Source organism: Neobacillus solisequens (assembly GCF_051233465.1).
GTDB lineage: Bacteria > Bacillota > Bacilli > Bacillales > Cytobacillaceae > Neobacillus.
Window position 1 is genome coordinate 70153 of the sequence record NZ_JBKFGJ010000005.1, and the last position, 21291, is coordinate 91443.

The 21291-nt window shown below is 40.0% G+C and carries 22 protein-coding genes and 1 riboswitch; of the genes, 14 read left to right on the plus strand and 8 right to left on the minus strand.

Translation table 11 applies throughout. The features are described from left to right. Window positions 1-2 precede the first annotated feature (2 nt). From ACI3K6_RS07360 to ACI3K6_RS07415, 12 genes are all read left to right on the plus strand, one after another. Complete coding sequence (locus ACI3K6_RS07360) at window positions 3-806, plus strand: pentapeptide repeat-containing protein (RefSeq protein ID WP_435554303.1); 804 nt, start codon at window positions 3-5, stop codon at window positions 804-806. Between the two features lie 74 nt (window positions 807-880). Beyond that, window positions 881-2323, plus strand: coding sequence for an N-acetylmuramoyl-L-alanine amidase (locus ACI3K6_RS07365; RefSeq protein WP_435554304.1), 1443 nt, complete (start codon window positions 881-883; stop codon window positions 2321-2323). Between the two features lie 516 nt (window positions 2324-2839). After that, window positions 2840-3058 carry a DUF1659 domain-containing protein gene (locus ACI3K6_RS07370; protein ID WP_435554305.1) on the plus strand — a complete coding sequence of 73 codons (219 nt, stop codon included), beginning with the start codon at window positions 2840-2842 and terminating at the stop codon, window positions 3056-3058. A gap of 140 nt (window positions 3059-3198) precedes the next feature. Then, window positions 3199-3417 carry a DUF2922 domain-containing protein gene (locus ACI3K6_RS07375; RefSeq protein WP_435554306.1) on the plus strand — a complete coding sequence of 73 codons (219 nt, stop codon included), beginning with the start codon at window positions 3199-3201 and terminating at the stop codon, window positions 3415-3417. Between the two features lie 145 nt (window positions 3418-3562). Continuing rightward, the gene (locus ACI3K6_RS07380; RefSeq protein ID WP_335478403.1) at window positions 3563-3700 is read left to right on the plus strand and encodes a YvrJ family protein; all 138 of its coding nucleotides are present in this window, start codon (window positions 3563-3565) and stop codon (window positions 3698-3700) included. Between the two features lie 394 nt (window positions 3701-4094). Continuing rightward, window positions 4095-4598, plus strand: a complete 504-nt coding sequence (locus tag ACI3K6_RS07385; protein WP_335478405.1) for an Lrp/AsnC family transcriptional regulator — start codon at window positions 4095-4097, stop codon at window positions 4596-4598. Beyond that, a complete protein-coding gene (locus tag ACI3K6_RS07390) occupies window positions 4595-5803 on the plus strand; it encodes an aminotransferase (protein WP_435554307.1) in 1209 nt (402 codons plus the stop codon). The genes ACI3K6_RS07385 and ACI3K6_RS07390 overlap by 4 nt, the downstream gene beginning before the upstream one ends. A gap of 238 nt (window positions 5804-6041) precedes the next feature. Beyond that, window positions 6042-7511, plus strand: a complete 1470-nt coding sequence (locus tag ACI3K6_RS07395) for a GGDEF domain-containing protein (RefSeq protein WP_435554308.1) — start codon at window positions 6042-6044, stop codon at window positions 7509-7511. Between the two features lie 185 nt (window positions 7512-7696). Beyond that, window positions 7697-8620, plus strand: a complete 924-nt coding sequence (gene tagU / locus ACI3K6_RS07400) for a polyisoprenyl-teichoic acid--peptidoglycan teichoic acid transferase TagU (RefSeq protein ID WP_435554309.1) — start codon at window positions 7697-7699, stop codon at window positions 8618-8620. A gap of 136 nt (window positions 8621-8756) precedes the next feature. Further along, window positions 8757-8840: riboswitch (cyclic di-GMP riboswitch) on the plus strand. A gap of 102 nt (window positions 8841-8942) precedes the next feature. Then, complete coding sequence (locus tag ACI3K6_RS07405) at window positions 8943-9311, plus strand: response regulator (RefSeq protein ID WP_435554310.1); 369 nt, start codon at window positions 8943-8945, stop codon at window positions 9309-9311. A 285-nt stretch (window positions 9312-9596) separates the two neighbouring features. Next, window positions 9597-11972, plus strand: a complete 2376-nt coding sequence (locus ACI3K6_RS07410) for a sensor domain-containing protein (protein WP_435554311.1) — start codon at window positions 9597-9599, stop codon at window positions 11970-11972. A gap of 92 nt (window positions 11973-12064) precedes the next feature. After that, the gene (locus ACI3K6_RS07415; protein WP_435554312.1) at window positions 12065-13750 is read left to right on the plus strand and encodes a DUF2207 domain-containing protein; all 1686 of its coding nucleotides are present in this window, start codon (window positions 12065-12067) and stop codon (window positions 13748-13750) included. Between the two features lie 199 nt (window positions 13751-13949). Here the strand turns inward: ACI3K6_RS07415 and ACI3K6_RS07420 are convergent, their stop codons facing one another. The 5 genes from ACI3K6_RS07420 to ACI3K6_RS07440 all read right to left on the minus strand — a co-directional run bounded on the left by ACI3K6_RS07420 (window position 13950) and on the right by ACI3K6_RS07440 (window position 17739). Then, window positions 13950-14888, minus strand: a complete 939-nt coding sequence (locus ACI3K6_RS07420) for a hypothetical protein (protein WP_435554313.1) — start codon at window positions 14886-14888, stop codon at window positions 13950-13952. 110 nt (window positions 14889-14998) lie between these two features. Further along, entirely contained in the window at window positions 14999-15313 is a 315-nt protein-coding gene (locus ACI3K6_RS07425) for a DMT family transporter (RefSeq protein WP_435554314.1), read from the minus strand. Next, window positions 15313-15639: a DMT family transporter gene (locus ACI3K6_RS07430; protein ID WP_335479030.1), complete on the minus strand. Its 327-nt coding sequence runs from the start codon at window positions 15637-15639 to the stop codon at window positions 15313-15315. Before ACI3K6_RS07430 ends, ACI3K6_RS07425 begins: the two co-directional genes overlap by 1 nt. An 81-nt stretch (window positions 15640-15720) precedes the next feature. Further along, window positions 15721-16305, minus strand: a complete 585-nt coding sequence (locus ACI3K6_RS07435) for a TetR/AcrR family transcriptional regulator (RefSeq protein ID WP_435554315.1) — start codon at window positions 16303-16305, stop codon at window positions 15721-15723. A gap of 198 nt (window positions 16306-16503) precedes the next feature. Next, window positions 16504-17739 (minus strand): serpin family protein, encoded by a 1236-nt coding sequence (locus tag ACI3K6_RS07440; protein ID WP_435554316.1) that lies wholly within the window; start codon window positions 17737-17739, stop codon window positions 16504-16506. Between the two features lie 122 nt (window positions 17740-17861). On the opposite strand from ACI3K6_RS07440, the gene ACI3K6_RS07445 reads away from it, so the two are divergent. After that, window positions 17862-18011 carry an Ig-like domain-containing protein gene (locus ACI3K6_RS07445; protein ID WP_435554317.1) on the plus strand — a complete coding sequence of 50 codons (150 nt, stop codon included), beginning with the start codon at window positions 17862-17864 and terminating at the stop codon, window positions 18009-18011. 146 nt (window positions 18012-18157) lie between these two features. On the opposite strand, the gene ACI3K6_RS07450 is transcribed toward ACI3K6_RS07445, so the two are convergent. Next, window positions 18158-18832: a PspA/IM30 family protein gene (locus ACI3K6_RS07450; protein WP_435554318.1), complete on the minus strand. Its 675-nt coding sequence runs from the start codon at window positions 18830-18832 to the stop codon at window positions 18158-18160. Window position 18833: 1 nt separating this feature from the next. Then, window positions 18834-19247, minus strand: a complete 414-nt coding sequence (locus tag ACI3K6_RS07455) for a hypothetical protein (RefSeq protein ID WP_435554319.1) — start codon at window positions 19245-19247, stop codon at window positions 18834-18836. A 180-nt stretch (window positions 19248-19427) separates the two neighbouring features. Between ACI3K6_RS07455 and ACI3K6_RS07460 the strand changes: the two genes are divergently transcribed. Beyond that, window positions 19428-20549: a transglutaminase domain-containing protein gene (locus ACI3K6_RS07460; protein WP_435554320.1), complete on the plus strand. Its 1122-nt coding sequence runs from the start codon at window positions 19428-19430 to the stop codon at window positions 20547-20549. Between the two features lie 124 nt (window positions 20550-20673). Here the strand turns inward: ACI3K6_RS07460 and ACI3K6_RS07465 are convergent, their stop codons facing one another. Beyond that, window positions 20674-21255 (minus strand): LOG family protein, encoded by a 582-nt coding sequence (locus ACI3K6_RS07465; protein WP_335479017.1) that lies wholly within the window; start codon window positions 21253-21255, stop codon window positions 20674-20676. Between the last annotated feature and the right edge of the window lie 36 nt (window positions 21256-21291).

The window sequence follows — 21291 nt, forward strand, 5'->3', positions numbered from 1 at the left end:
GTATGAAACGACAATTAACCCCCGATTGTGAAAATTGTTTTGGTTTATGCTGCGTGGCACTCCCCTTTGCCAAGTCGGCCGATTTTGCTTTTAACAAAGATGGTGGAACTCCCTGCAAAAACCTGCAATCTAATTTTCTCTGTGGCATTCATAGTCAACTTAGAGACAAAGGCTTTAAAGGCTGTACAGTTTTTGAATGCTTTGGTGCAGGCCAGCAGGTTTCACAAGTCACATATAAAGGTGCAGATTGGCGGAAAAATCCCGAATCGGCCAGTGACATGTTTGAGGTTTTTCCTATAGTGCAGCAACTCCATGAGATGTTGCTCTATCTTAACGAAGCATTATCAATGAAAGAAACACAGCCTATTCACAAGGAATTGAAATCCCTTATTGAAAAAACAGAACATCTTACCAACCAGGATCCACAGTTTCTTTTAACACTGGATGTTCCTGCCCATCGTGCTAAAGTGAATCCATTACTTTTAAAAACTAGTGAGTTAGTTCGCGGAAAAATAAAGCCCTCCCGAACAATAAGCAAGGACAACTTAATAGGAGCCAAACTCAAAGGGGCTGATCTGCAAGGCTCAAATTTGAGGGGTGCTTTATTAATTGCTGCCGATCTCCAGAAAGCTGACCTAAGAATGTCTGACTTTATTGGAGCAGATATAAGAGATGCCGATTTAAGCGGCGCCAATTTACAGGGCAGCTTTTTTCTAACCCAAGCCCAAATTAATTCTGCTAAAGGTGACCGTAGGACTAAATTGCCAAATTCCTTAAAAACACCTCAACACTGGCTCGTAAACTAAAACGGGTGCCCGTTACCATTGCTCATCTATCCACATAGTATATAGTTGAAAGTCTATTATTTGGAGGAGATTACATGAAGCTTTACTTGGATCCAGGTCATGGCGGTGCTGATCCGGGAGCTCAGGGTAATGGTATAAATGAAAAGGACGTTACATTAGAGATTGCCTTAAGAATCCGGGCAATTTTACAGGATCATTATGAAAATGTGGAAGTACGGATGAGCCGGTCAGATGATTCCACTAAGAGTCTTGGACAGCGGACGGGCGAGGCAAATACTTGGGGTGCAGATTATTACCTATCCATTCACGCTAATGCCGCGGACAGTTCTGCCTCGGGCTATGAGGATTATATCTATAACGGGCTATCCGATTCATCCACCACCGCCCATTATCGCGATATCATTCATGCAGAAGTTATGAGGGAAAATGAACTGACGGATCGAGGTAAGAAAAAGGCCAATTACCATGTACTCAGAGAGTCCAACATGCCGGCAACGTTGTCAGAAAATGGGTTTATCAGTAACGCGCACGATGCGTCCTTAATGAAGTCAGGTACTTGGCAGCAACAAGTAGCACAAGGTCATGTCAATGGGCTAGCAAAAGCATTTAATCTTAAACGAAAACCTACCCCAGCTCCGACACCTAATCCGAGTCCATCGTCGGCACCTGAGCCGACTCCGGGAACACTTAATAAGGTTTATGCCGGCTCATTCAAAGAACGTAAACATACTGATGAGCGAGTGGCCGCATTAAAAAATAAAGGCATTGACGCCTTCATTCATACAACTCCAATCAATGGAGAAACATGGTATCGCGTTCAGGTTGGTGCTTTTGCAAACCGGAAAAATGCCGATCAGCGTCTTGCTGAGATTAAACAAGCTGGGTTTAGTGATGCCTTTGTCATTATTGAAAATCGTGGTGCCGTCACAGCTAATGATCCAACTCCGGTCAACGAAGAGCGAAACGAGGATTCAGGGGCCGTTCCAAACCCAGCTAGTTTTACCATCTTCGGCCCTACATTCTTGTCACCTGAAAAGATGAACCGTTTTGTAAAATCTGTTAACCCCGATTCCCCGGATCTTGGAAACTATTATTATACCATTGGTGAGTATTATGGAATCAGAGGGGACGTTGCCTTTGCGCAAGCCCTGCATGAAACGAACTTTTTTCGCTTTACAGGGGTCGTGAAACCTGGGCAAGACAACTATGCAGGAATAGGAGCAACTGGAGGGGATAACCCAGGAGCCAGCTTCCAAACACCGGAGGAAGGAGTAATTGCTCACTTCCAACATCTATTCGCCTATGCCACAACGAGGCCGTTACCTTCAAAATATCCACTAGTTGACCCTCGCTTCCACCTGGTTCACAGAGGTTCAGCAGCAACATGGATCTCATTAAATGGCAAATGGGCAGTTCCCGGAGCAACCTACGGTCAATCCGTTCTAAGCTTGTACAATAGAATGCTCCAATTCTCCATTCAACATCTATCAACCATTCAGAACGAAATCAGCAGCTAACTCCATCTTGCACTAATCAAACGTCTGATTAAATTTATTAAGAAGGCTGACCATTACCTTTAAAACTTTCCACAATTCCAAAAATCAGCTAAAGTCCTCACCAATTCACATAAAACCAATCAAAACGTTCCAATCAAACGTTTGATTAAAAAAACTGGATTCGAATGCAGAATCCAGTTTTTTATTTGAGGAGATTATTTATATTCCTTTCCCTAACAGGTTGGTAACCGTATTTAGTTCTTCTCATGAGTTGATTAACTCCATTCCTGTTGCCACTGGTAACCTGTTTAATCATGCATCTTTTTTACGGTTCAAAAAATTGATCCCTCCACAGTGACATCGTTTCAAATATGATTTTTGATTAAAGAAAAGCTTTTTTCTTGTATACTAGTATGCTATTTGTGGCATTTAAAAATAAAAATAATGAATCCTTTAAAAAGATTAAAAAAATATCCCATCACCCTGTCCATTTCGCCCTCCTTTCCCTAAATAGAAGGTGAAAGGAGGTGAATGAAAATGGCAAATACACTACTAACAGATACCCAGCTCCGCGTAGTATACCAGGTTGGTATAGACGACCAAGGCAAGCCCGTCTTAAAAAACAAAAACTTTAACAACATCAAAACAGACGCATCAGCCGACCAACTAATCCAAACCGCCCAAGCCATCGCAGCACTTGCCGGCGACACCCTTTACAAAATCGAACGAAACGACAGCTCCGAACTCCTAGCCTAATAATTAGGCCAACCAGCCAAGGTGGCCAGGGTTAATCCGTCCACCACAGGCGTACAAATGTCCACGATTGGTGCCTGTCACCAATAGTAATACAGCTAGATAGAAATAGGGACATCAACCATGATTGGAGGTGAAAGGAATTGGCTAAAACGTTAGAATTACAATTTGGTACGGAATTTGGGAAGACAGCTAGAATTTCGGTGGAAAACCCTAAGGAACCAATTGATAAAGTTGTAGTTAAAAACTCTATGGAAAAAATCATTGCAGCAGATGCGTTTACCACTTCAAGCGGTAAACTATCCGTTGTCCAAAGTGCAAGAGTGATCGACCGCAATGTAACAGAATACGAATTGGTATAACCAACCTAAGAGGGCCGGATTCGACACTGAACCGGCCTTTTTGTACAGGGTGATCTGGTAAATGTCCACCCAGTAAATACAAATGTCCACGAATGGTGCCTGTCACCCTAAGGGTTGTCACCCAAAGAGAAAGGAGGGAAAACCTGTGGAGCAAATCATTCCATTCATTAGTGAGGTGGGATTTCCGATTGTTGTGACGCTTTATTTGCTGTACCGAATTGAGTCGAAGTTGGATTTAGTAGTTCAATCAATTCAGAGTCTTCCTGAGCGGATGAAGGTGTGAGTCTCGGAAATCTCTACCACTAGACAGATAAATAATTTACCTTGAAATACAAATGCGAGCCACTCTTTTTAAATTGTAAGAGTGGTTTTTGCATCTTTGCTACAGGTATTAATTGCATTCTGGTGATGTGGTATATGGTGCCTGTCACCAACAGCCACAAGAGTAGCACAATTCCCCCATTTTCAATTGGCCAAGCCATCATTTCTACCGGATAACCAGCTTCACTCTAAGTAATTCCAACCAACTCTAGTCTTTTCCCCATTTAAAAACCTAATTCTTAAAAAAATATCGCTAAAACCCAAGATCTACTATATTACAGAACACAACTTGATGACAGTTTCCCTATCCAGTTATATAATAGAAGATAATTTTAATTGTGGAGGCTATGTATGCTATGAAGTTGAGCAGTGAAGAAATTGAGATATTAAGGGTTATTGAGGAAAATCATCAGGTACCGGTTGAGACGATTGCCATGATGGTTTCTAGTGATGCAGAGACAGTCCGAGCAACGATTGAAAAGTTAGAAGCCGAAAAGATTATTATGTGCTATCCAACATTGATTGACTGGAGTAAAGTGGAAGGTCAAGAGAACGTCGTTGCCATGATTGATGTCAAAGTGACACCAAAACGAGGCGTCGGATTCGACGAGGTTGCCGAACGAATTGCCCGTTTCCCTGAAGTCACTTCTCTTTATCTCATGTCTGGTGCATATGACCTCTCCATCACGGTGGAAGGCAAAACAATGCACCAAATTGCATCCTTTGTGTCGGAAAAATTATCACCAATTGAAAGTGTCGTTTCCACCACCACCCATTTCATGTTGAAAAAATACAAGCATGACGGCGTGAGATTTGTAGATGGCGATGAAAAAGACCGCAGAATGGTGGTTACACCATGAAAAACGATTATTCCAGTTACATTTCAGATACAGCCAAAGAGCTTCAACCCTCAGGGATTAGGAAATTCTTCGACCTTGCTGCCAGTATGGAAGGAGTTATTTCACTCGGTGTGGGTGAGCCCGATTTTATTACTCCATGGAACATCCGTGAGGCTACCATTCTTTCATTAGAACAGGGCTTCACCTCCTATACAGCCAACCCTGGTCTTCTTGAACTAAGACAGGAAATTTGCAATTATTTAGGTTACCGATTTGGAGTTCAATATGACCCAAAGAGTCAAATTATTGTGACAATAGGTGCCAGTCAGGCGATTGATCTGGCGTTCCGTGCTATTTTAAATCAAGGGGAAGAAGTGCTCATCGTGGAACCTGCATTCGTTTCGTATGCTCCACTGGTATCACTTGCCGGCGGCACCCCAGTTCCAGTGTCGACCTCACCTGCCAACGGCTTTAAAGTCACAGCAAAACAAATTGAAAGTGCTATTACCGAAAAAACAAAAGCTATCTTGATCTGCTCACCAAACAATCCAACTGGAAGCACCTTAACCAAAAAAGATTTGGAGGAAATTGCTGAAGTTGTTAAAAAACACGACTTGATTGTGATATCAGACGAAATTTACGCTGAATTGACATATGACGAGGTCTTCACAAGTTTTGCTGCCATTGAGGGAATGTATGACCGAACTATTCTGATTAATGGCTTTTCGAAAGGCTTCGCCATGACCGGTTGGAGACTGGGATACCTTGCTGCTCCAAAGCCATTCGTCGAAGTAATGCTGAAAATTTTCCAATATACCACTATGTGCGCACCAAATATGCTGCAGCATGGCGCTATTGAAGCTTTGAGAAATACCTATCATGAGGTTGAAGCCATGCAAAGAAGTTATCGCCGCAGACGGAACTTTATGGTACAAACCTTAAACCAAATCGGGTTGGACTGTCACACACCAGGCGGCGCCTTCTATGTTTTTCCGTCCATCCGAGCAACAGGACTGACATCTGAGCAATTTGCCGAGGAGCTGCTCATGCAGGAAAAAGTTGCAGTCGTACCAGGCAATGTCTTTGGCGCCAGCGGTGAAGGCTATGTCCGCTGCTCCTACGCTTCCTCAATGGCTCAGCTGCAAGAAGCATTAAAACGGATGCAACGCTTCATAGAATCAAAGGGAGTCTCCCCAAAAACACAACCAGAAGAAATAAAAAATTAGCCACAAAAAGCCCATTTCAATCAGTAATAACGAAATGGGCTTTTGCGTTGCCAAAAATTTGAATTTTGTCCACCCTACATGGACAAAACAACATAATTGTCCACACGCGGTGCCTGTCACCGCTTTTAGAACCGCTTTTATCTCTATAACTATATACTCGCTTACCCCTTCATTCTCGACAGCAAGAGGTGCCTATGCTAAACTACATGGGATAAACTGACAAAAGGATGAATGTTTGATGTCATTCGCTGCTAAGGATTTTAAGACAAGTACGGGTTTTTTGCGATATTATAATGATGTTTTGTTTGAGCGCCTGCGACTTGTTTCGCTTATGCTGATTTTTACATATCCTTGTTTTTTTGTTGTGGACTTTATTCTTTTAAGAAAGCCGCTCGTCCCTATTTATAAAGAAATACTTATATCTGTACATATTTTTGGCCCAGTTATTTCCGTTATTTTCTTAATGATCTACCGCCGTCACCAACAAGCTTCTAAAGAATCCGTCGTGAAATGGTACACCCTTATTTATCTGTTGGTTGGAGCAGTTTCTTCCATTAACAGTCAACTATTAACGGGAAATCTGTACGCATACATCATTATTTTATTTGGAGTCGCTGTTATTTTCCCTATTAGGCCTAAAATGTTGATCTATTTCCTGATAATCGTACAGTCGTTTTTTATATCAGGATTATATCTTTTGGAAAAAAATCAGATTGAATTCATCTTAAAACTAGTAAACTCCACAGGCGCTGTCGTTATTTCGTATGTTGTCGCCTATTCTTTTTATACCTATCAAAAAAAAGATTATATCAATAAACAGAAATTATGCCAGAATGAGGAAAGTTTTCGTAGATTATTTCATTTAAACCCCAATCCGTTAGTCCTAACCACCATCGATAATGGAGAAGTCTTACTAATCAATAAGCAAGCTATCGAGTATTATCACCTTAAAGATGTGGAACCAGTCCAATTCGATACTAGATGTCTGTTTAAGACAGAAGAGGAACGACTGGAAATATTAAATAGGCTTGAAAAAGAAAATAGCATAAAAAATTACGTAATCGAACAGCAAATTACTGTTGATCTAAAAAAATGGGCCTTGCTGCACTTCGAATCGGTTGATTATTTGGATCAAACATGCATTTTAATTGGAACAACGGATATTACCGATATGAAAGAAAAAGAATCCGAGCTGGTTCTACATGCCTCAATGGACATATTAACTGGGGTGAGAAACAGAAGAAGCGGTATCGAGTTGCTTCGTGGACTCTTGAACTCCGGTCAAAATACAAAGGAATTTATCCTTTCTTTTATCGATATTAATGATTTAAAAAAGGTAAACGATCGATATGGTCACTCCATCGGTGATGACCTTATCAAAACGAGCTGCGACATTATCCATTCGCAAATTGACCAAGAAGATGTACTTTTCCGTTATGGCGGCGATGAATTTATTGTTATTTTTTACCAAAAACAAATGGAACAGGTCCAGCAGGTGTGGGCTACCATCCAGTGTCACTTCCAAAATCTAAACAATACAAAAGAAAAACCATACACCATTTCTGCCAGCTATGGTCTTTACCATTACAAGCCTGGAACAGTTATTTCTTTAGATGAAATTTTGGAAATTGCCGATCGGGAAATGTATAAAAATAAAGCCATTCATAAAAATAAGCTTACTTCGGTGCCTGTCATCAATAGTAAATAAGCTTAAACCAATACAAATTATATTGGAAACCCATTTCAAACTGTTAAAACTTAACGCACTTAGAGTTATAACTACAAAACTAAAAAACAATTAAATTCCAAAAATTGATATATCCATTCCCCTATTTTTTTGTTATTATAATTTGTGATTGTAAATTTTTGTTTAAAGTCTGGAGGATTTGTCGAATGCGGACGAAGAAAAAAAGCAAGAAATGGCTAAAGATAACGGGTGTTATTCTATTGATTTTGGTTATTGCTGGCGGCGCGTATGCCTTTAGTGTATATAAGTCTTTTAAAAATGCGGTTGAGACGATGCATCAGCCAGTCGATCGGGAACAAACAGTAAAGCGTGATAATCCAGTAAACTTCGCAAATAAGGATCCATTTTCCGTCTTACTGCTTGGCGTCGATGAGCGCAAAGGCGATAGAGGGCGATCAGATACCATCATTGTATTGACAGTGAATCCTCAAAAAAATTCTGTGAAAATGTTAAGTATTCCGCGTGACACACGTACTGAAATAGTTGGAAAAGGTACACAGGATAAAATTAACCATGCCTACGCTTTTGGAGGCGTGCCAATGTCCATGGATACCGTTGAGAAGTTCCTTGATATTCCAATTGATTATTATGTTCAAGTAAACATGGAAGGCTTTAAAGATATTGTTAATGCCGTTGGCGGTGTAACAGTGCAAAACGACCTTGATTTTACACAAAATGGCCACCATTTTCCAAAGGGTGAAGTCAGCCTGAATGGTGAAGAAGCATTAGCCTTCACAAGAATGAGACATGAAGACCCAAGGGGCGATTTTGGCCGTCAAATTAGACAGCGTGAAATTATCCAAGCGGTCATTAATGAAGGTAAAAGCCTAAGTACTTTAACTAAATTTTCTAATATCTTCACAGCACTTGGCAACAATGTTAAAACAAACCTGACGTTTGACCAAATGGTAGATATCCAAAAAAATTATAAAGATACAAGCAGCAACATCGAGCAAATGTCGGTTAAAGAAACAGGCACAAGAATCAATAATATCTATTACGGACTCGTTTCAGATGAGGAAAAAGCACGAATCCAAAGTGAATTAAAAACACAGCTTGACTTAAATTAACTTTTAAAAAACTGATTGGCGAGTAGATCCCAATCAGTTTTTTTTCAGGACGTTCTAATAGTAAATAGTGGAATACTCCTATTTTTATCGTCCACTCATTCATTTTTTTGTTATAATAATGATAACAATCAATCTTCACCGATAAAGGCAAACTTATTGAAAAATAAGGACGCAAAGCTACGGGCCTACCGCGAATCGCTACGGCAGCCGGGCTACCGAAGCAACTAGTTAGTAAGATGGACCTAGTTTCTTCAGGTTCATCTTTTTTATTCATCCTGCTACAAACTATATAGCTACTAACATGATTAAGGGGGGACTAACTATGAGGACTGCATTGATTGTCGATGACTCTGCCTTTATGCGGAATATCGTCAGAAAAACAATTGAGCAGCATTTCCATGTGATTGCAGAGGGCTGTGATGGACGTGAGGCGATTTCTCTTTACAAAAAATTCTTACCCGATGTTGTCTTGCTCGATTTAACGATGCCACATGTTGACGGATTGCTGGCCCTAAGAGAAATTATGAATATCAATCCCCTTGCCAAAGTCGTTGTCTTTTCTGCCTGGGGAACCAAATTTACCATTATGGAGGCCATTCAATTGGGCGCGAAGGATTTTATTATGAAACCTCACTTTGAACAATTATTGCCTGCATTGAGGAAGCTTTTTATAGAGGAAAAAATAATTTGACCAGTATTCGCTCTCCTTTTAATAACCTTGATTCGACCCACCGCAACAATATGGGTCTTTTATCACAAATTAAGGAGGGCGAATACAAAGATCTTTTACATAAGAAATCTTAGAAACAACGAACTATTCTCGGTAATGTGAATGGCGTTGACCATTGCAGATCAGAAAATTAAGTACTTTTAAGATGGTTAGTTTTTTTCCCAGTTACATTTTTCGACAATTACAGTGTAATAGGTCCTAAATCTATGGTATAATTCTTTTAAATCTCTGGACGGTGACGCATCTATGAAAAATAATAGGCTTTTACTACTATTCCTTATCCCGCCCATTCTCAGTCTACTCGGCAAGCCTGACCATTATATTCATCATGCCCTTTGGGCACTTTATCTTATCCCTCCCACTTTAATCGTATTACTTAAAGGTGTTAATTACAGCATTTTATCAATTTGTACTAGTTCGTTATTATTCTTGACAGTTGAGATCATAAAAACGGGCAAAGTCGACCTACATACGTTTATCTCATTTCTTGAACTGATTATCGTCAATATTGTTTTTAATATCTTTGTAAGCACAATTTCAAAACAGAATAGTCAAAAGCGACAGGAATTAATTCAGACACGAAAGCTATTAGACAGTATCCTGAACAACGTTGATATCTCCATTTGGTCGTTAACACCTAATAAGGACCATCTATTTTCAAGAGGAAAAGAGAAAATTTACGGCTCCCTTACGGCCGAGCAGTTAAATGAAGAAGGTCTTTGGAGAAAATCCATCCACCCGGATGATCTGCCACTTGCCGACGAAATAGACAGCAAATGGGAAGTTTTAGAAGATTATGAATATGAATACCGAATTGTCCAACCTAATGGCACAGTTCGCTGGATTCGGGATCGCGCATTTCCTGTCATCGATGAGGATGGTGCCCTTGTTCGTTATGATGGAACCAACATCGATATTACAGCTCAAAAGGAATTGGAGTTTCACTTAAAGGAATCGGAAGAACGTTATAAAAACCTAGTAGAAAATGCATCACTTGGCGTCTTCATGGTACAACATCAGCGTATTATTTTTATGAATAAATGGCTCATGAACATGTTGGACTTGACGGAAGAAAAGCTCCACGAAAGAACCTTTTTTGAGCATTTTTTAGCAAAAGATAAGGATCGGCTGATTGAAAAATTCCTTAGGCTCTATACACAAAAAGAAGCTTTCTTTAAGGATCAAATCCAATTGACTTTTCCGAATAAAAGAGCCTGTTTCCTGGAAATTCAGGCATCGACCACAGTGATTAATGGGAAAAAGGCAGTTTTAGGAATTGCTCTGGATGTGACAGAAAAATTGAAATCTCAGGCTAAGCTGGAATACTTGGCTTATCATGATGCCTTAACAACTACGCCCAATATGCACTATTTAAACAATAAAATTCGGGAAGAAATTTGTTTAGCTAAAAAACATGGCTCGCCGGCAAGTATGATGTTTTTTAATCTTGACCGTTTCAAATTAATTGTTGATTCCTACGGACACCAAGTGGGTGACCATTTATTAAAGAAAGTAGCTCTGCGGTTAAAAGGATTAGTTTCTGAAAAGGGAACCTTGATACGGGTCGGTGGCGATGATTTTATCGTTTATTTACCAAACTTTGAGTTAACACGTGCAGAGCAATTTGCTAAATTCTTAATACAATCTTTTTCTGAGCCATTTTTTCATAAAGATCATGAAGTTCGTATTAGTGCAAGTATCGGGATCTCATTTCTAAAAACAGATAGTGTGTTGGAAAAAATGGTTCAAGAAGCTAGCGCTGCTATGCATGTTGCAAAAGAGATTGGCGGAAATCAATACAAGGTATATAGCGCTGATTTCAAGGAAAAGTCAGACCGGAAACTGCAAATTGACCAAAAGCTGCGAAAAGCTATTGAGCAGGACAATCTTGAGCTGTATTATCAACCAAAGATAGAACTTTCCCACCATCAATTAACTGGGATGGAGGCACTCATTCGCTGGAATGATCCAGAGCTTGGATTTGTTTCACCAAGTGAGTTTATTCCAATTGCCGAAGAAACTGGTTTGATTATTCCGATTGGAAAATGGGTGCTCGAAACGGCCTGCAAACACAATATTGAATGGCAGAAAAAAGGATATGCTCCTATTCAAGTATGCGTCAATATCTCAAGCAAGCAATTTTTACAGGATGATTTTATTAACATGGTAGAAGAGTGCCTCCAAGACAGCGGGCTGTCCCCAGAATACTTGAATCTCGAGATTACCGAGGGAATTGCCCTTTATAATATAAAGGAAGCCATTGTTAAATTGAATAAATTGAAACAGCTTGGTTTGAGTGTCTCCTTGGATGATTTTGGAACAGGATATTCTTCGCTGAGCTATATTAAATCATTGCCAATTGATGTACTAAAAATCGATCGTTCCTTTATTATTGATATATGTGAAAATAAACAGGATGCAGCCATTATTCAATCAGTAATTTCCTTATCCCATTCCCTTGACCTAATTGTAGTAGCAGAGGGCGTGGAAAATGAACAGCAATTGAGCCTACTAGGTAACTTGAATTGCGATGAAATACAAGGCTATTATTATGCAAAGCCTATGTCATATTCGGATTTTGAGAATTTTTTAACGAATGTTCATCAAAGAAAAATTTCTTGATGCTTTTAACCCCAATGTTTTTGTAGCATTGGGTTTTTTTGAATCCTCCTCCCTATTTGTTCGTATAAATGATAGAGAAAGAAGGTGCAGGAATGAAAAAGTGGCTTAGTTGTTTCCTATTACTGACTTTGTTAATCGTTTTTCCTACTCAAGGCTTGGCCGTTGAATATTCGATCACGAAGGTAAAAATGGATGCTTACCTGCAGGAGAACGGAACTGTTAAAGTAGTAGAAACGTACACTTATGATTTTGATGGGGACTTTCACGGCATTACGCGTGAATTGATCCCCAAAAAAGGAACATCGATTACAGATTTTTCCGCCGATGAAAGAGGAAAGTCATTACGAGTTGAAAAGAAAGACGGTCTTTATAAGGTTTACCGTAAGGGGTCAGATGAACGTATCACCGTTACCCTTCACTACACCATTAAAAATGGGGTCGAAGTGTACCGGGATGTTGCCCAGTTTTATTGGCCATTTTTTGATGACCGGAATGAATCGGCTTACGAAAATTTAACCATCACGATTCACCCTCCCAAGGCTACCGAAGATGTGATTGCTTTCGGATACGATGAAGCCTTTGGTACGGAAAAGGTGAAGGCAGATGGCACAGTGGTTTTCAATATGGGAAATGTGCCAAGCAGTACCAACGGAGATATCCGGGTGGCATATGATAGCAGTCTTTTTTCGACTGCTTCCATCACAGCAGATAAATCAATGAAAGCGAGTATTTTAAAGGCGAAACAAAAGCTCATTGATGACAAAGCAGCACATGTTAAAGCGAAAAATTGGCTTGCAACGGTTGGTGGAGTAGGAATTCCTGTTTTTTCAATCGTTCTTCTATTGTTGATCGGGTGGAACTGGAAGACCGCACGTGCCAAGCGTTCCGGAATCAGGCAGGAGGGCTTTGACTTTGTAACTCTGCCGAATTTGATCATGAGTTTGCCGGCAACGATTTATTTTACCAATCGAAGATCTCTGCCACCTCAAGCCATGGCTGCAGCGCTGCTGGATTTAATTCGCAAGGGATATGCCAAACAAACCTCCAGCGACCTTTTTGTGTTGACCGGAAAAAAGAGTAAGCGAAAGCATGAGAAAGTGCTGATGGATTGGCTGTTTAATAAAATTGGAGCAAACAAACAGTTTACCTTTGATGATCTAGCCAATTATACGAAGGACAGCAAAAATCATAACCGGTACAACTCTTTCCAAGCAAGTTGGCGGGACGCCGTCAGAGAGGAAGTCGACAGCCTACCCCTTTATGAGAAGAAAACAAGGTACCGAATGATGGTCGGTTTTTCCAGTTTGCTGTTACTTCCATTTATCGTATTGTTTCTCGTTTATGAAATGTATGGCTCATTTTTCGCTGTCCTGATTTTGTTCCTTACCGTGATTATTTATGCCATTGCTTATCGTCCACTGACTTGGGAAGGGGCTAGGATGTCCTTGGAATGGAGAGAATTTAAGGATCGTTTCAATGAACTGCCTCAGGAGGAATGGGAAAAATGGTCAGAGGATGACCAAATGAAGGCCTACATCTACGGACTTGGGATGAATTCAAAAGCAATTATCAAGAAAAACGACGATCTTATGGATGCCTTCACTCCGCCTAATAATAGCTATACCGAATACGCCGGGATCTATTCCTTTGCCTACGTCGGATCTACAGCCTCTACTGGCTTTCATTCCGCCTACCAATCAACCGTAAGCAGCAGCGGCGGCAGCGGCGGGGGTGGTGGTGGAGTCAGCGGTGGCGGCGGCGGATCCGGGGCGTTCTAATAAGAAAAATAGTGTGCTATCATGAAAAATGATAGTACTAACAATATTCGAACTTTGAGAATACCAAAAAAGCTTGAGGCATGGCCTCAGGCTTTTTTGGTTCATTTCTTTAGGAATATATATCCATTTTGTACGCCCCACGTGTACAAAACGGTACTATTGTCCACGAGCGGTGCCTGTCACCCTCGCTCATCTCCACTTATAGACTTTCCACTATTACCTGCTTTTCATGGTGGATTTGCTCTAGTTTTTTTCGTTTTCTTTCGGATTGTAGTTCGAGGTTTGTCAGGATGTCTCCTACATGATTATAGTGGTGTTTTGTTTGGTTGAGGGAGTTGTTAATTTTCCCTTGGACCAGGTAGTCAGAGATGAAACCGTCGAAGAAAAAGTCGGCGAATTTCAGCATTCCGGAAATGTTCACTTCTGGAAGGGCTGTTTGTTTTACATCTAACAGTTCTTTTTGGAATTGGCGCATGTTTGTTTGTGCTTGACGGAGATAAGCTTCTGCCTGATCTATTTTTTGGTGCTTGGCAATATCTGATATAGTTCCACCGCCGAATAAATCCCATGTCGCCCAGTTTTGAGCTTTCTCTAGTGCAGCTATAGCGTCCGAAAGCGCCCCTTCTACCCGCCTTCCGGCAAAAATAGCTTCGTCCAATTCGGTAATATAGGCTTTCAGGGCCCCCTCCTGTTCACTCAATTCAAACACCTTTGCTGCGTATGAAGCCCCGCTTTGTTTGATCAATTCTTCTTTCTGTCTTAGCAATGTTTGATACTCATTTTCCGTATTTTTCAAATTCCCCAGATGATGATAAAGCCCCTCCATCGCCTCATCTATTTCTCTTTTTGTCTTTTCAGCTGCTTGCAATTTATGCTGTGCAGCCATCATTTCTTGCTTTTCTTTTGACAACTTCTCATCTTTATTACCAGATAAGGTGGCAATTAAGTTTGCTAGGCTAATATGTTCTAGTTTCTCAACATCCTTTTTCTCTGCAGTAAATTGGGAACGTAGTTGGGTAAGTGTCCTTTCGACCATTTTCAGTTCTTCCTGGTAATCAGCAAGCTGTGTTTGATATTTTTCCTTTTTCCGTAATTCTCCTTTGATTGCAACAATCCTTGCATTCATTTCAGAAAACATACGTAGGCCTCCCAAATTGTATTTACCAACTCTTACGTTAAAAAATGACAAAAGTTTCATATCCCTAAAAATAAAACGACCGAACCCATTGAAGAATCCGGTCGTTACCATTATGAGGTCAGCCTTAACCCAATGACCCCTATTAAAATAAATCCAAGTGAAATAAGCTGATAGATTCCAAATCGTTCTTTAAACCATAGAATGCCAACGGTCGTAATCCCGAGGCAGCCGATTCCTGTCCACATCCCATATGCTACACCTGCTGGAAGAACCCGCATAGCTTTTGACAGGCAGTAAAATGAAAAAATAAACCCGCACACCATCACAATTATTGGCCATTTCTTCTTGACTCCATCCATATATTTCATCGCAACCGTCGCAATAACTTCCTCAATACCCGCTAACACTAATAATAGCCATACCATTATTGCTCACCTCTTTTGTTTTCTTTTGTAAATGTCTTCATCCCTACAATTCCCATCAACAGTATCATCAGAAAGAGAATTTGTTTCATCGAAAAGGCTTCACCCAAATAAATTCCCAACAAATATGTTCCCACTGTTCCGATGCCAACGAAAACGGTATAAGCCGCAGCTACCGGGATGGTTTTATATGAACGAATTAGCATAGTAAAACTTACCGCAATGAGTAAAACCGTAATCACCCAATCTGATATGGAATCAGCATATTTTAAAAACGAAGCCCATAACACCTCTAAAATTCCTGCCAAAAATATCATAAACCACTTCATATATATTCCTCCTCTCACCTATGAATGACTGTCAGTCATTTTTTAGCGATGAATAAAAGTTAAAGGATCACTCCAATAACTTTACCTTTTAGCTAATGATCTTTTAATAAAATTAAACGTCTCATCCTTAAAAACGTCCAAGTTTTCTTCTTGCTCACGGCTAATATAAAAACGTTCTGCCGAGTTTTCAATCAAATTGATGATGGTTCTAGCCATCAGTTTTACATTAATGTCCGAGATAACCAATCCATCCTGAATTGCTTTTATCAGGATATCCTCTAGCCAGTTATAATATGGTTTGTAGATGGAGTTCCACTTCTCCATGGAATGGTCAAACGCCAGCCCTGAATAGCAAAGGACAATCACATCGGTGTGCTCACTAGTAATAATAAAGGTCTCGTCGATAATCACCTTTATCACATCCCAGAAATCCTGACCTTCCCGAATCCGCCCCTTCACTCTCTCCAATGTTTCAGTAAACAGGGAGTCTGCGATTGCCGGTATTAACGCAATTTTCGATGAAAAATATAAATAGAACGTGCCCTGGGCCACCCCGGCTTTTTTGACAATATCTGAAACCGAAGCTTTATCAAGTCCCTTCTCGGATATAACTTCAATAGAGGCTCTTAATATTTTTTCATATTTACCATCAGCACTCCTTGGCATATGAAAAACCTTCCTTCTTATTATATGAATGACTGTCATTCATTTTACCATATAATTTAAAAAAAATCAAAAAGGGCTCAATCTTTTGTTCGACAAAGGATATGGTGACAGGCACCACAAAAACATAAATGTCCACTCCAGATGGACAAAATACCCCAAGTTGTCCACGAGTGGTGCCTGTCACCACCAATGCTTTGGCTACTCTCCGGGATTTGTTACTGTGCCCATGAACAGGATTGCACCAGTTTGGTCATCGGTTATGGCGATGAAGAATGGGCGATTTATTACCATGTGGAATGAGTCTGTGATAAGTAATTTTTCCATTTCTACGGATGTTGAAGCGGCGGCTTCTGTACCTTTTTCAGTTACTTCTAAAAAGGTTTTTTGTTTAACCTTACTGATTAATTGGGAGTCGTTTTCTTTGATCATTTTTGTAAATTTCGCTCTCTCATCAAATGCAGAGGTCATCCCCAGCTGCTTTAGTGCATTTTTGAGTTCCGTTTCGTATTCCAACTTAAATTTGGGCAGTGTGACCATGCACTCTTGCTCTCGCCATTGTGAATTCCATTTTCCCCAGTTATCTTTGTTAAGGATCGTCCTAAATTCCTCCAAATTGGAATCCTCCTTTGGGAGAAACACCTTCATACTCATTTTCCCATCAACATATGGAAGCGAAACAGCCTGAAAGTCTTCATTTTCCATATACGGCAATTCCTCGTTAAGGGTCATGAGCGGCACATCTTTTGTTGTGCCATCTTCAAAATAAAAGGTTCGTTTTTCCGTTAGCGCTTTGTTAAATTCATGCGTCCAATCCCCTTTAAAGTAAGTAGCGTTAATCAGTAAAGCTACTGTATCTTGATCAATATCATCATCCTCGACAAGCTTTTCTATTTTCTCATTAGTAGTCTTCTTTACCCAATCATTAATGAGTTTTGGCGTTTTAGAACTAGTAACAACCATTTCTTGAATTTTGGCATGATAATAATCACGAACATTCTTTGCAAAATCATCTTGGAAATGAAATTGATCATTGAGCCAAATGGAATTAGCTATTTTTAGCTGATTATGCTTAGATCTACTTTGTAGAACGGACATCAAGGAAGCGTTGGCTTTATTGAGCTGGTTAACCTCGATACCTTCCTTATGTAATACCTGTGCCATTTCCTCTTTCGTGATGCCGTCCGCCCCATTGTAAACCATTGAAAGCGCCATTGATAAACTCGTTGGAGAAATAAAAACATTTCCCTCTTTGTTTGCCTTGACCTTCGCCAATAAGTCAAAGCCTAATTGATTATTTGCGGAAATTATCCCCTTATAATCATCCTTTTTAAAAATTACATTGCTCTTACCGCTTGCTGTCTTTTGATTTGTTCCACAGCCAACCACCATAACAAAAAAACTAACGACTAAGATTGGAATGATTAATTTCTTCATACCCGCCACCTCCGTTTACTCTATTAGACTTTAAAAATCTATTATTGTTTCACGGCTATTTCTCTTTTATTTATAAAAAAACCAAATTCTATTTTCATGATGTTCATAGTACTAAATAGACGGTGAACCCTAGCAACGCCACTGATAATTCTCTGACTTGGAAGAGTAGTAATCCTAGCGTAGTGACTGTCGAAGCGAATGGCAAAGTCCATGCTGTCGGTTACGGTTTGGTGGTAATCACAACCGCTTCCGTTCAGATCCTACTAAAATAAGGAAGTGCACAGTGGCAGTAACAAAATAAAAAAAATAACCCTATAAGCAAACTTACGGGATCATTTTTAATGATTTTTCACATGGTCTCCTCTCCTAAAGAAAAGGAAGCACCCGACTATACTGCCAGTGCCTCCATTCTCAAATATTATTTTACTAATACAGCTTGTTCATGCTTTAATTTCTCCAATTCACTATTTTCTTCGTCATCAGCAATATAGTGGCTATATGCAGCATCTTGCTGGGCAAGTGGTTCGGCAAACTGCGTGCCGGCTTGTAGTTCAGCTTCCATTAACAGAATCTTGTCTTCTGCACGAGCTACCCCGCGCATAATAGCATCGGTATGGAAGGATACAGTTGCCTTTTGGATTTGCTTCATTGATTGTGCCACATTGGCTCGTGATGCCAGAAGAACCTTCTTGTGCTGCAATTCGCTATAGGTTTGGTGCAGATCAGCTATTTTTCCCTTCAGCCCCTCAGTCTGGTCCTTGATCGCTTCATATTGCTGTTCATAAAGAGCCAACTGCTTTTCGTTCGTTAGTTTTTCCTGAACGGCCAATTTAGCAATATTCTCCTCCCCTTCTTCTAACGCCAACTTCGCCTGACGCGTCCTTTTTTCCACTAACGCTTTAAGCTCCAAAATGAGCGCTGCCTGTTTATTCTCTACAAAAATTTGTCGTGACAGAGCTTTTTGTGCTTTGGCTATTTCCTGCTCCATTTCTCTCGAATATTCATTTAACATAGCAATTGGATCTTCAAAGCTATCCAATAGTCCATTTAGATCAGCCTTCGCAATGGTTTTGATTCGTTTAAAAATGCCCATATTATTCATTCTCCTTTTTGGTTTTAATAGATTGTTCCCACTGATCTAATACACTTGCATTGTGGTTCACGGTAGGTCTATAGGAACTCATCATTGAAGTATCAATAAACTGCTGCATAGAGGATTCTTTTGATTTTCCTCTCAGCCATTTCACTACGAAATAGCCAACAGCGATGATGATTGCCAGAAATACTAACGTTCCAATCCAGGAAAAGCCTCCATGTTGTGGAGCATTCATCATTTGATGGCCGCCCCCAAAGCCACCGCCTTTAGGTCCCATTCCCATTCCGCCACGATCGTGGCCATGGAACCCAGCTGCTAGGGCATTTGAACCTCCCGATAGAAAGGGGAATCCTAAAACTATTGGCATCATTATAGCACCCCAGAAAATACCTTTTTTCACTTTCATATTCATCGTTATCCTTCCTCCTTTCGTTCTTGATGTTTACAGTTTAGTAGAGTTTGGTGAAAACTTGGTGAAAGGTGAAAGTTTTTTTAAAAAAGATAGAAGGAATGCTATCAAAAAATATATGACACCAGCCCATTTGGGGAGTACAATATTCCTATCAGAAGGTTAAAAAGGGGGACACTGCTTGTGAGGAAAGTACATCTTAGTTTTCCTGTTTCAAAGTTTGCTGTTTTGCTATTGTTTACACTCTTATTTCTAACGCCAAAAGCCTACGCAGCCGTTGATTCCGTCTCTACTTTATCTAGTTTGCAATCAAAAGTGGATTCTGCGATGCATGAGAGAAAAACTTCCTATCAAATTGTGTATAAGGGAAATATTAGTACACTTCAACAAGATATCTCCAATATCATCAACAAGATCTATAATGCTGATGACTATCTACGCTATACTAGTAAGGGTTATTACTATTCCTATAAATATAGTAGCAATATGGCAACCATTACCTTTACTTTCAACTATTGGAATACAGCACAACAAGAAAAGACCGTCAATACCAAGGTAACAGCCATTTTAAATCAAATCATTAAACCGGGCATGAATAACTTTGAAAAAGAAAAGGTCATCCATGATTGGATTGAAAAACATGTCGCGTATGACACAAGTTATTCGAAATATTCTGCTTACGATGCCCTGGTGTCGCCTTATAAAACAGTCTGCCAAGGCTATGCATTGCTTTCATATAAAATGCTCAATCAAGCCGGGATCAAAACAAGAATAATTGAAGGTACCGCTGGGGGGCAATCTCACGCTTGGAACCTCGTAAATCTTGATGGCGTTTGGTACCACTTTGATTCAACCTGGGACGACCCGCTCCCGGATGTTGCAGGCCGTGTAACCTATGATTATTACAATCTGACAGATGCTCAAATAAAAAGAGACCATTCTTGGGTTAAAACCTATCCAGCCGCAACGACAGATTTTTACAATACGTTGAACAAAAAGCTTGTCACCGATCCCGCTAAAGCAAGTGTTTACCGGGGGCTGCTCACTGCATTGGACCTTAACCTTTTATCGAAAAAATACACAGCAAACAATAGAGACGAACTTGCTGCCATGATGAAGGAAGCTATTAAAAACAAGCAATCTACGATTCATATTAGATATATGAATCGTTCTACTCTGTTAAATGACATAGCAACCGCTATTAAAGGAATCCCGAATCTGTCCTATTATTCCTACTCCTATTCTGATTATAAAAGAACGAGCAACATAACAAATGATGTCGTATTGAATGTATCATTTAGATGACACTGGATTTCGCTTAGAGGAAAAAGCCTTGCCGATTTATTCACGGCAAGGCTTTTACTATTTAGAAATCAAGCATAACCTCTATACTCTATTTATCTCACCCATGAATCTTTAAAACCATGTTTCATATTTCTTCATCAGGTTTGAATATTTTTATTGTGGGAGGCACATAATTGGAAAACGCATCAATCAATGCGTTAGGCTTTTCTTCAATGATGGCCATTGATCGGAATTTTTCCTGCAAAAATTTTTGTTCCACCATATGATCAAACAGGTTGATTAACGGGTCGTAGTAATGATCAATATTAAGAAGGCCGCACGGTTTCTGATTCAAACCAATCTGTGACCATGTAAAAATCTCAAAAAACTCTTCAAGGGTTCCGGTTCCGCCGGGCAAGACAATAAATCCATCCGCTAATTCTGCCATTTTTGCTTTTCGTTCATGCATCGTTTCAACCCTATATAGTTCCGTTAAACTTTTATGAGTTATTTCCCGTTCTTCCAGCACCCGAGGGATCACACCAATCGCTTCTCCGCCCTCATTTAAAACTGTATCCGCCACTGCACCCATCAAGCCGATGCTTGAACCTCCATAAACCAACGATATGTTGCGTGCTGCTAATTCTTTACCCAATTGAACAGCTCCAGCTCTATAAGCTTCTGTCGCTCCCAAACTTGAACCGCAAAAAACGGCTAATCGTTTCATTCTATTCCCCCCATGGCTTTTCTTTCCCTATTAAGT

Bases quoted from the DNA above. Each gene is read 5' to 3' on its own strand.
- ACI3K6_RS07360 (WP_435554303.1), top strand. From the start codon at position 3: ATGAAACGACAATTAACCCCCGATTGTGAAAATTGTTTTGGTTTATGC.
- ACI3K6_RS07365 (WP_435554304.1), top strand. From the start codon at position 881: ATGAAGCTTTACTTGGATCCAGGTCATGGCGGTGCTGATCCGGGAGCT.
- ACI3K6_RS07370 (WP_435554305.1), top strand. From the start codon at position 2,840: ATGGCAAATACACTACTAACAGATACCCAGCTCCGCGTAGTATACCAG.
- ACI3K6_RS07385 (WP_335478405.1), top strand. From the start codon at position 4,095: ATGAAGTTGAGCAGTGAAGAAATTGAGATATTAAGGGTTATTGAGGAA.
- ACI3K6_RS07390 (WP_435554307.1), top strand. From the start codon at position 4,595: ATGAAAAACGATTATTCCAGTTACATTTCAGATACAGCCAAAGAGCTT.
- ACI3K6_RS07395 (WP_435554308.1), top strand. From the start codon at position 6,042: ATGTCATTCGCTGCTAAGGATTTTAAGACAAGTACGGGTTTTTTGCGA.
- tagU (WP_435554309.1), top strand. From the start codon at position 7,697: ATGCGGACGAAGAAAAAAAGCAAGAAATGGCTAAAGATAACGGGTGTT.
- ACI3K6_RS07405 (WP_435554310.1), top strand. From the start codon at position 8,943: ATGAGGACTGCATTGATTGTCGATGACTCTGCCTTTATGCGGAATATC.
- ACI3K6_RS07410 (WP_435554311.1), top strand. From the start codon at position 9,597: ATGAAAAATAATAGGCTTTTACTACTATTCCTTATCCCGCCCATTCTC.
- ACI3K6_RS07415 (WP_435554312.1), top strand. From the start codon at position 12,065: ATGAAAAAGTGGCTTAGTTGTTTCCTATTACTGACTTTGTTAATCGTT.
- ACI3K6_RS07420 (WP_435554313.1), bottom strand. From the start codon at position 14,888: ATGTTTTCTGAAATGAATGCAAGGATTGTTGCAATCAAAGGAGAATTA.
- ACI3K6_RS07425 (WP_435554314.1), bottom strand. From the start codon at position 15,313: ATGGTATGGCTATTATTAGTGTTAGCGGGTATTGAGGAAGTTATTGCG.
- ACI3K6_RS07430 (WP_335479030.1), bottom strand. From the start codon at position 15,639: ATGAAGTGGTTTATGATATTTTTGGCAGGAATTTTAGAGGTGTTATGG.
- ACI3K6_RS07435 (WP_435554315.1), bottom strand. From the start codon at position 16,305: ATGCCAAGGAGTGCTGATGGTAAATATGAAAAAATATTAAGAGCCTCT.
- ACI3K6_RS07440 (WP_435554316.1), bottom strand. From the start codon at position 17,739: ATGAAGAAATTAATCATTCCAATCTTAGTCGTTAGTTTTTTTGTTATG.
- ACI3K6_RS07450 (WP_435554318.1), bottom strand. From the start codon at position 18,832: ATGGGCATTTTTAAACGAATCAAAACCATTGCGAAGGCTGATCTAAAT.
- ACI3K6_RS07455 (WP_435554319.1), bottom strand. From the start codon at position 19,247: ATGAATATGAAAGTGAAAAAAGGTATTTTCTGGGGTGCTATAATGATG.
- ACI3K6_RS07465 (WP_335479017.1), bottom strand. From the start codon at position 21,255: ATGAAACGATTAGCCGTTTTTTGCGGTTCAAGTTTGGGAGCGACAGAA.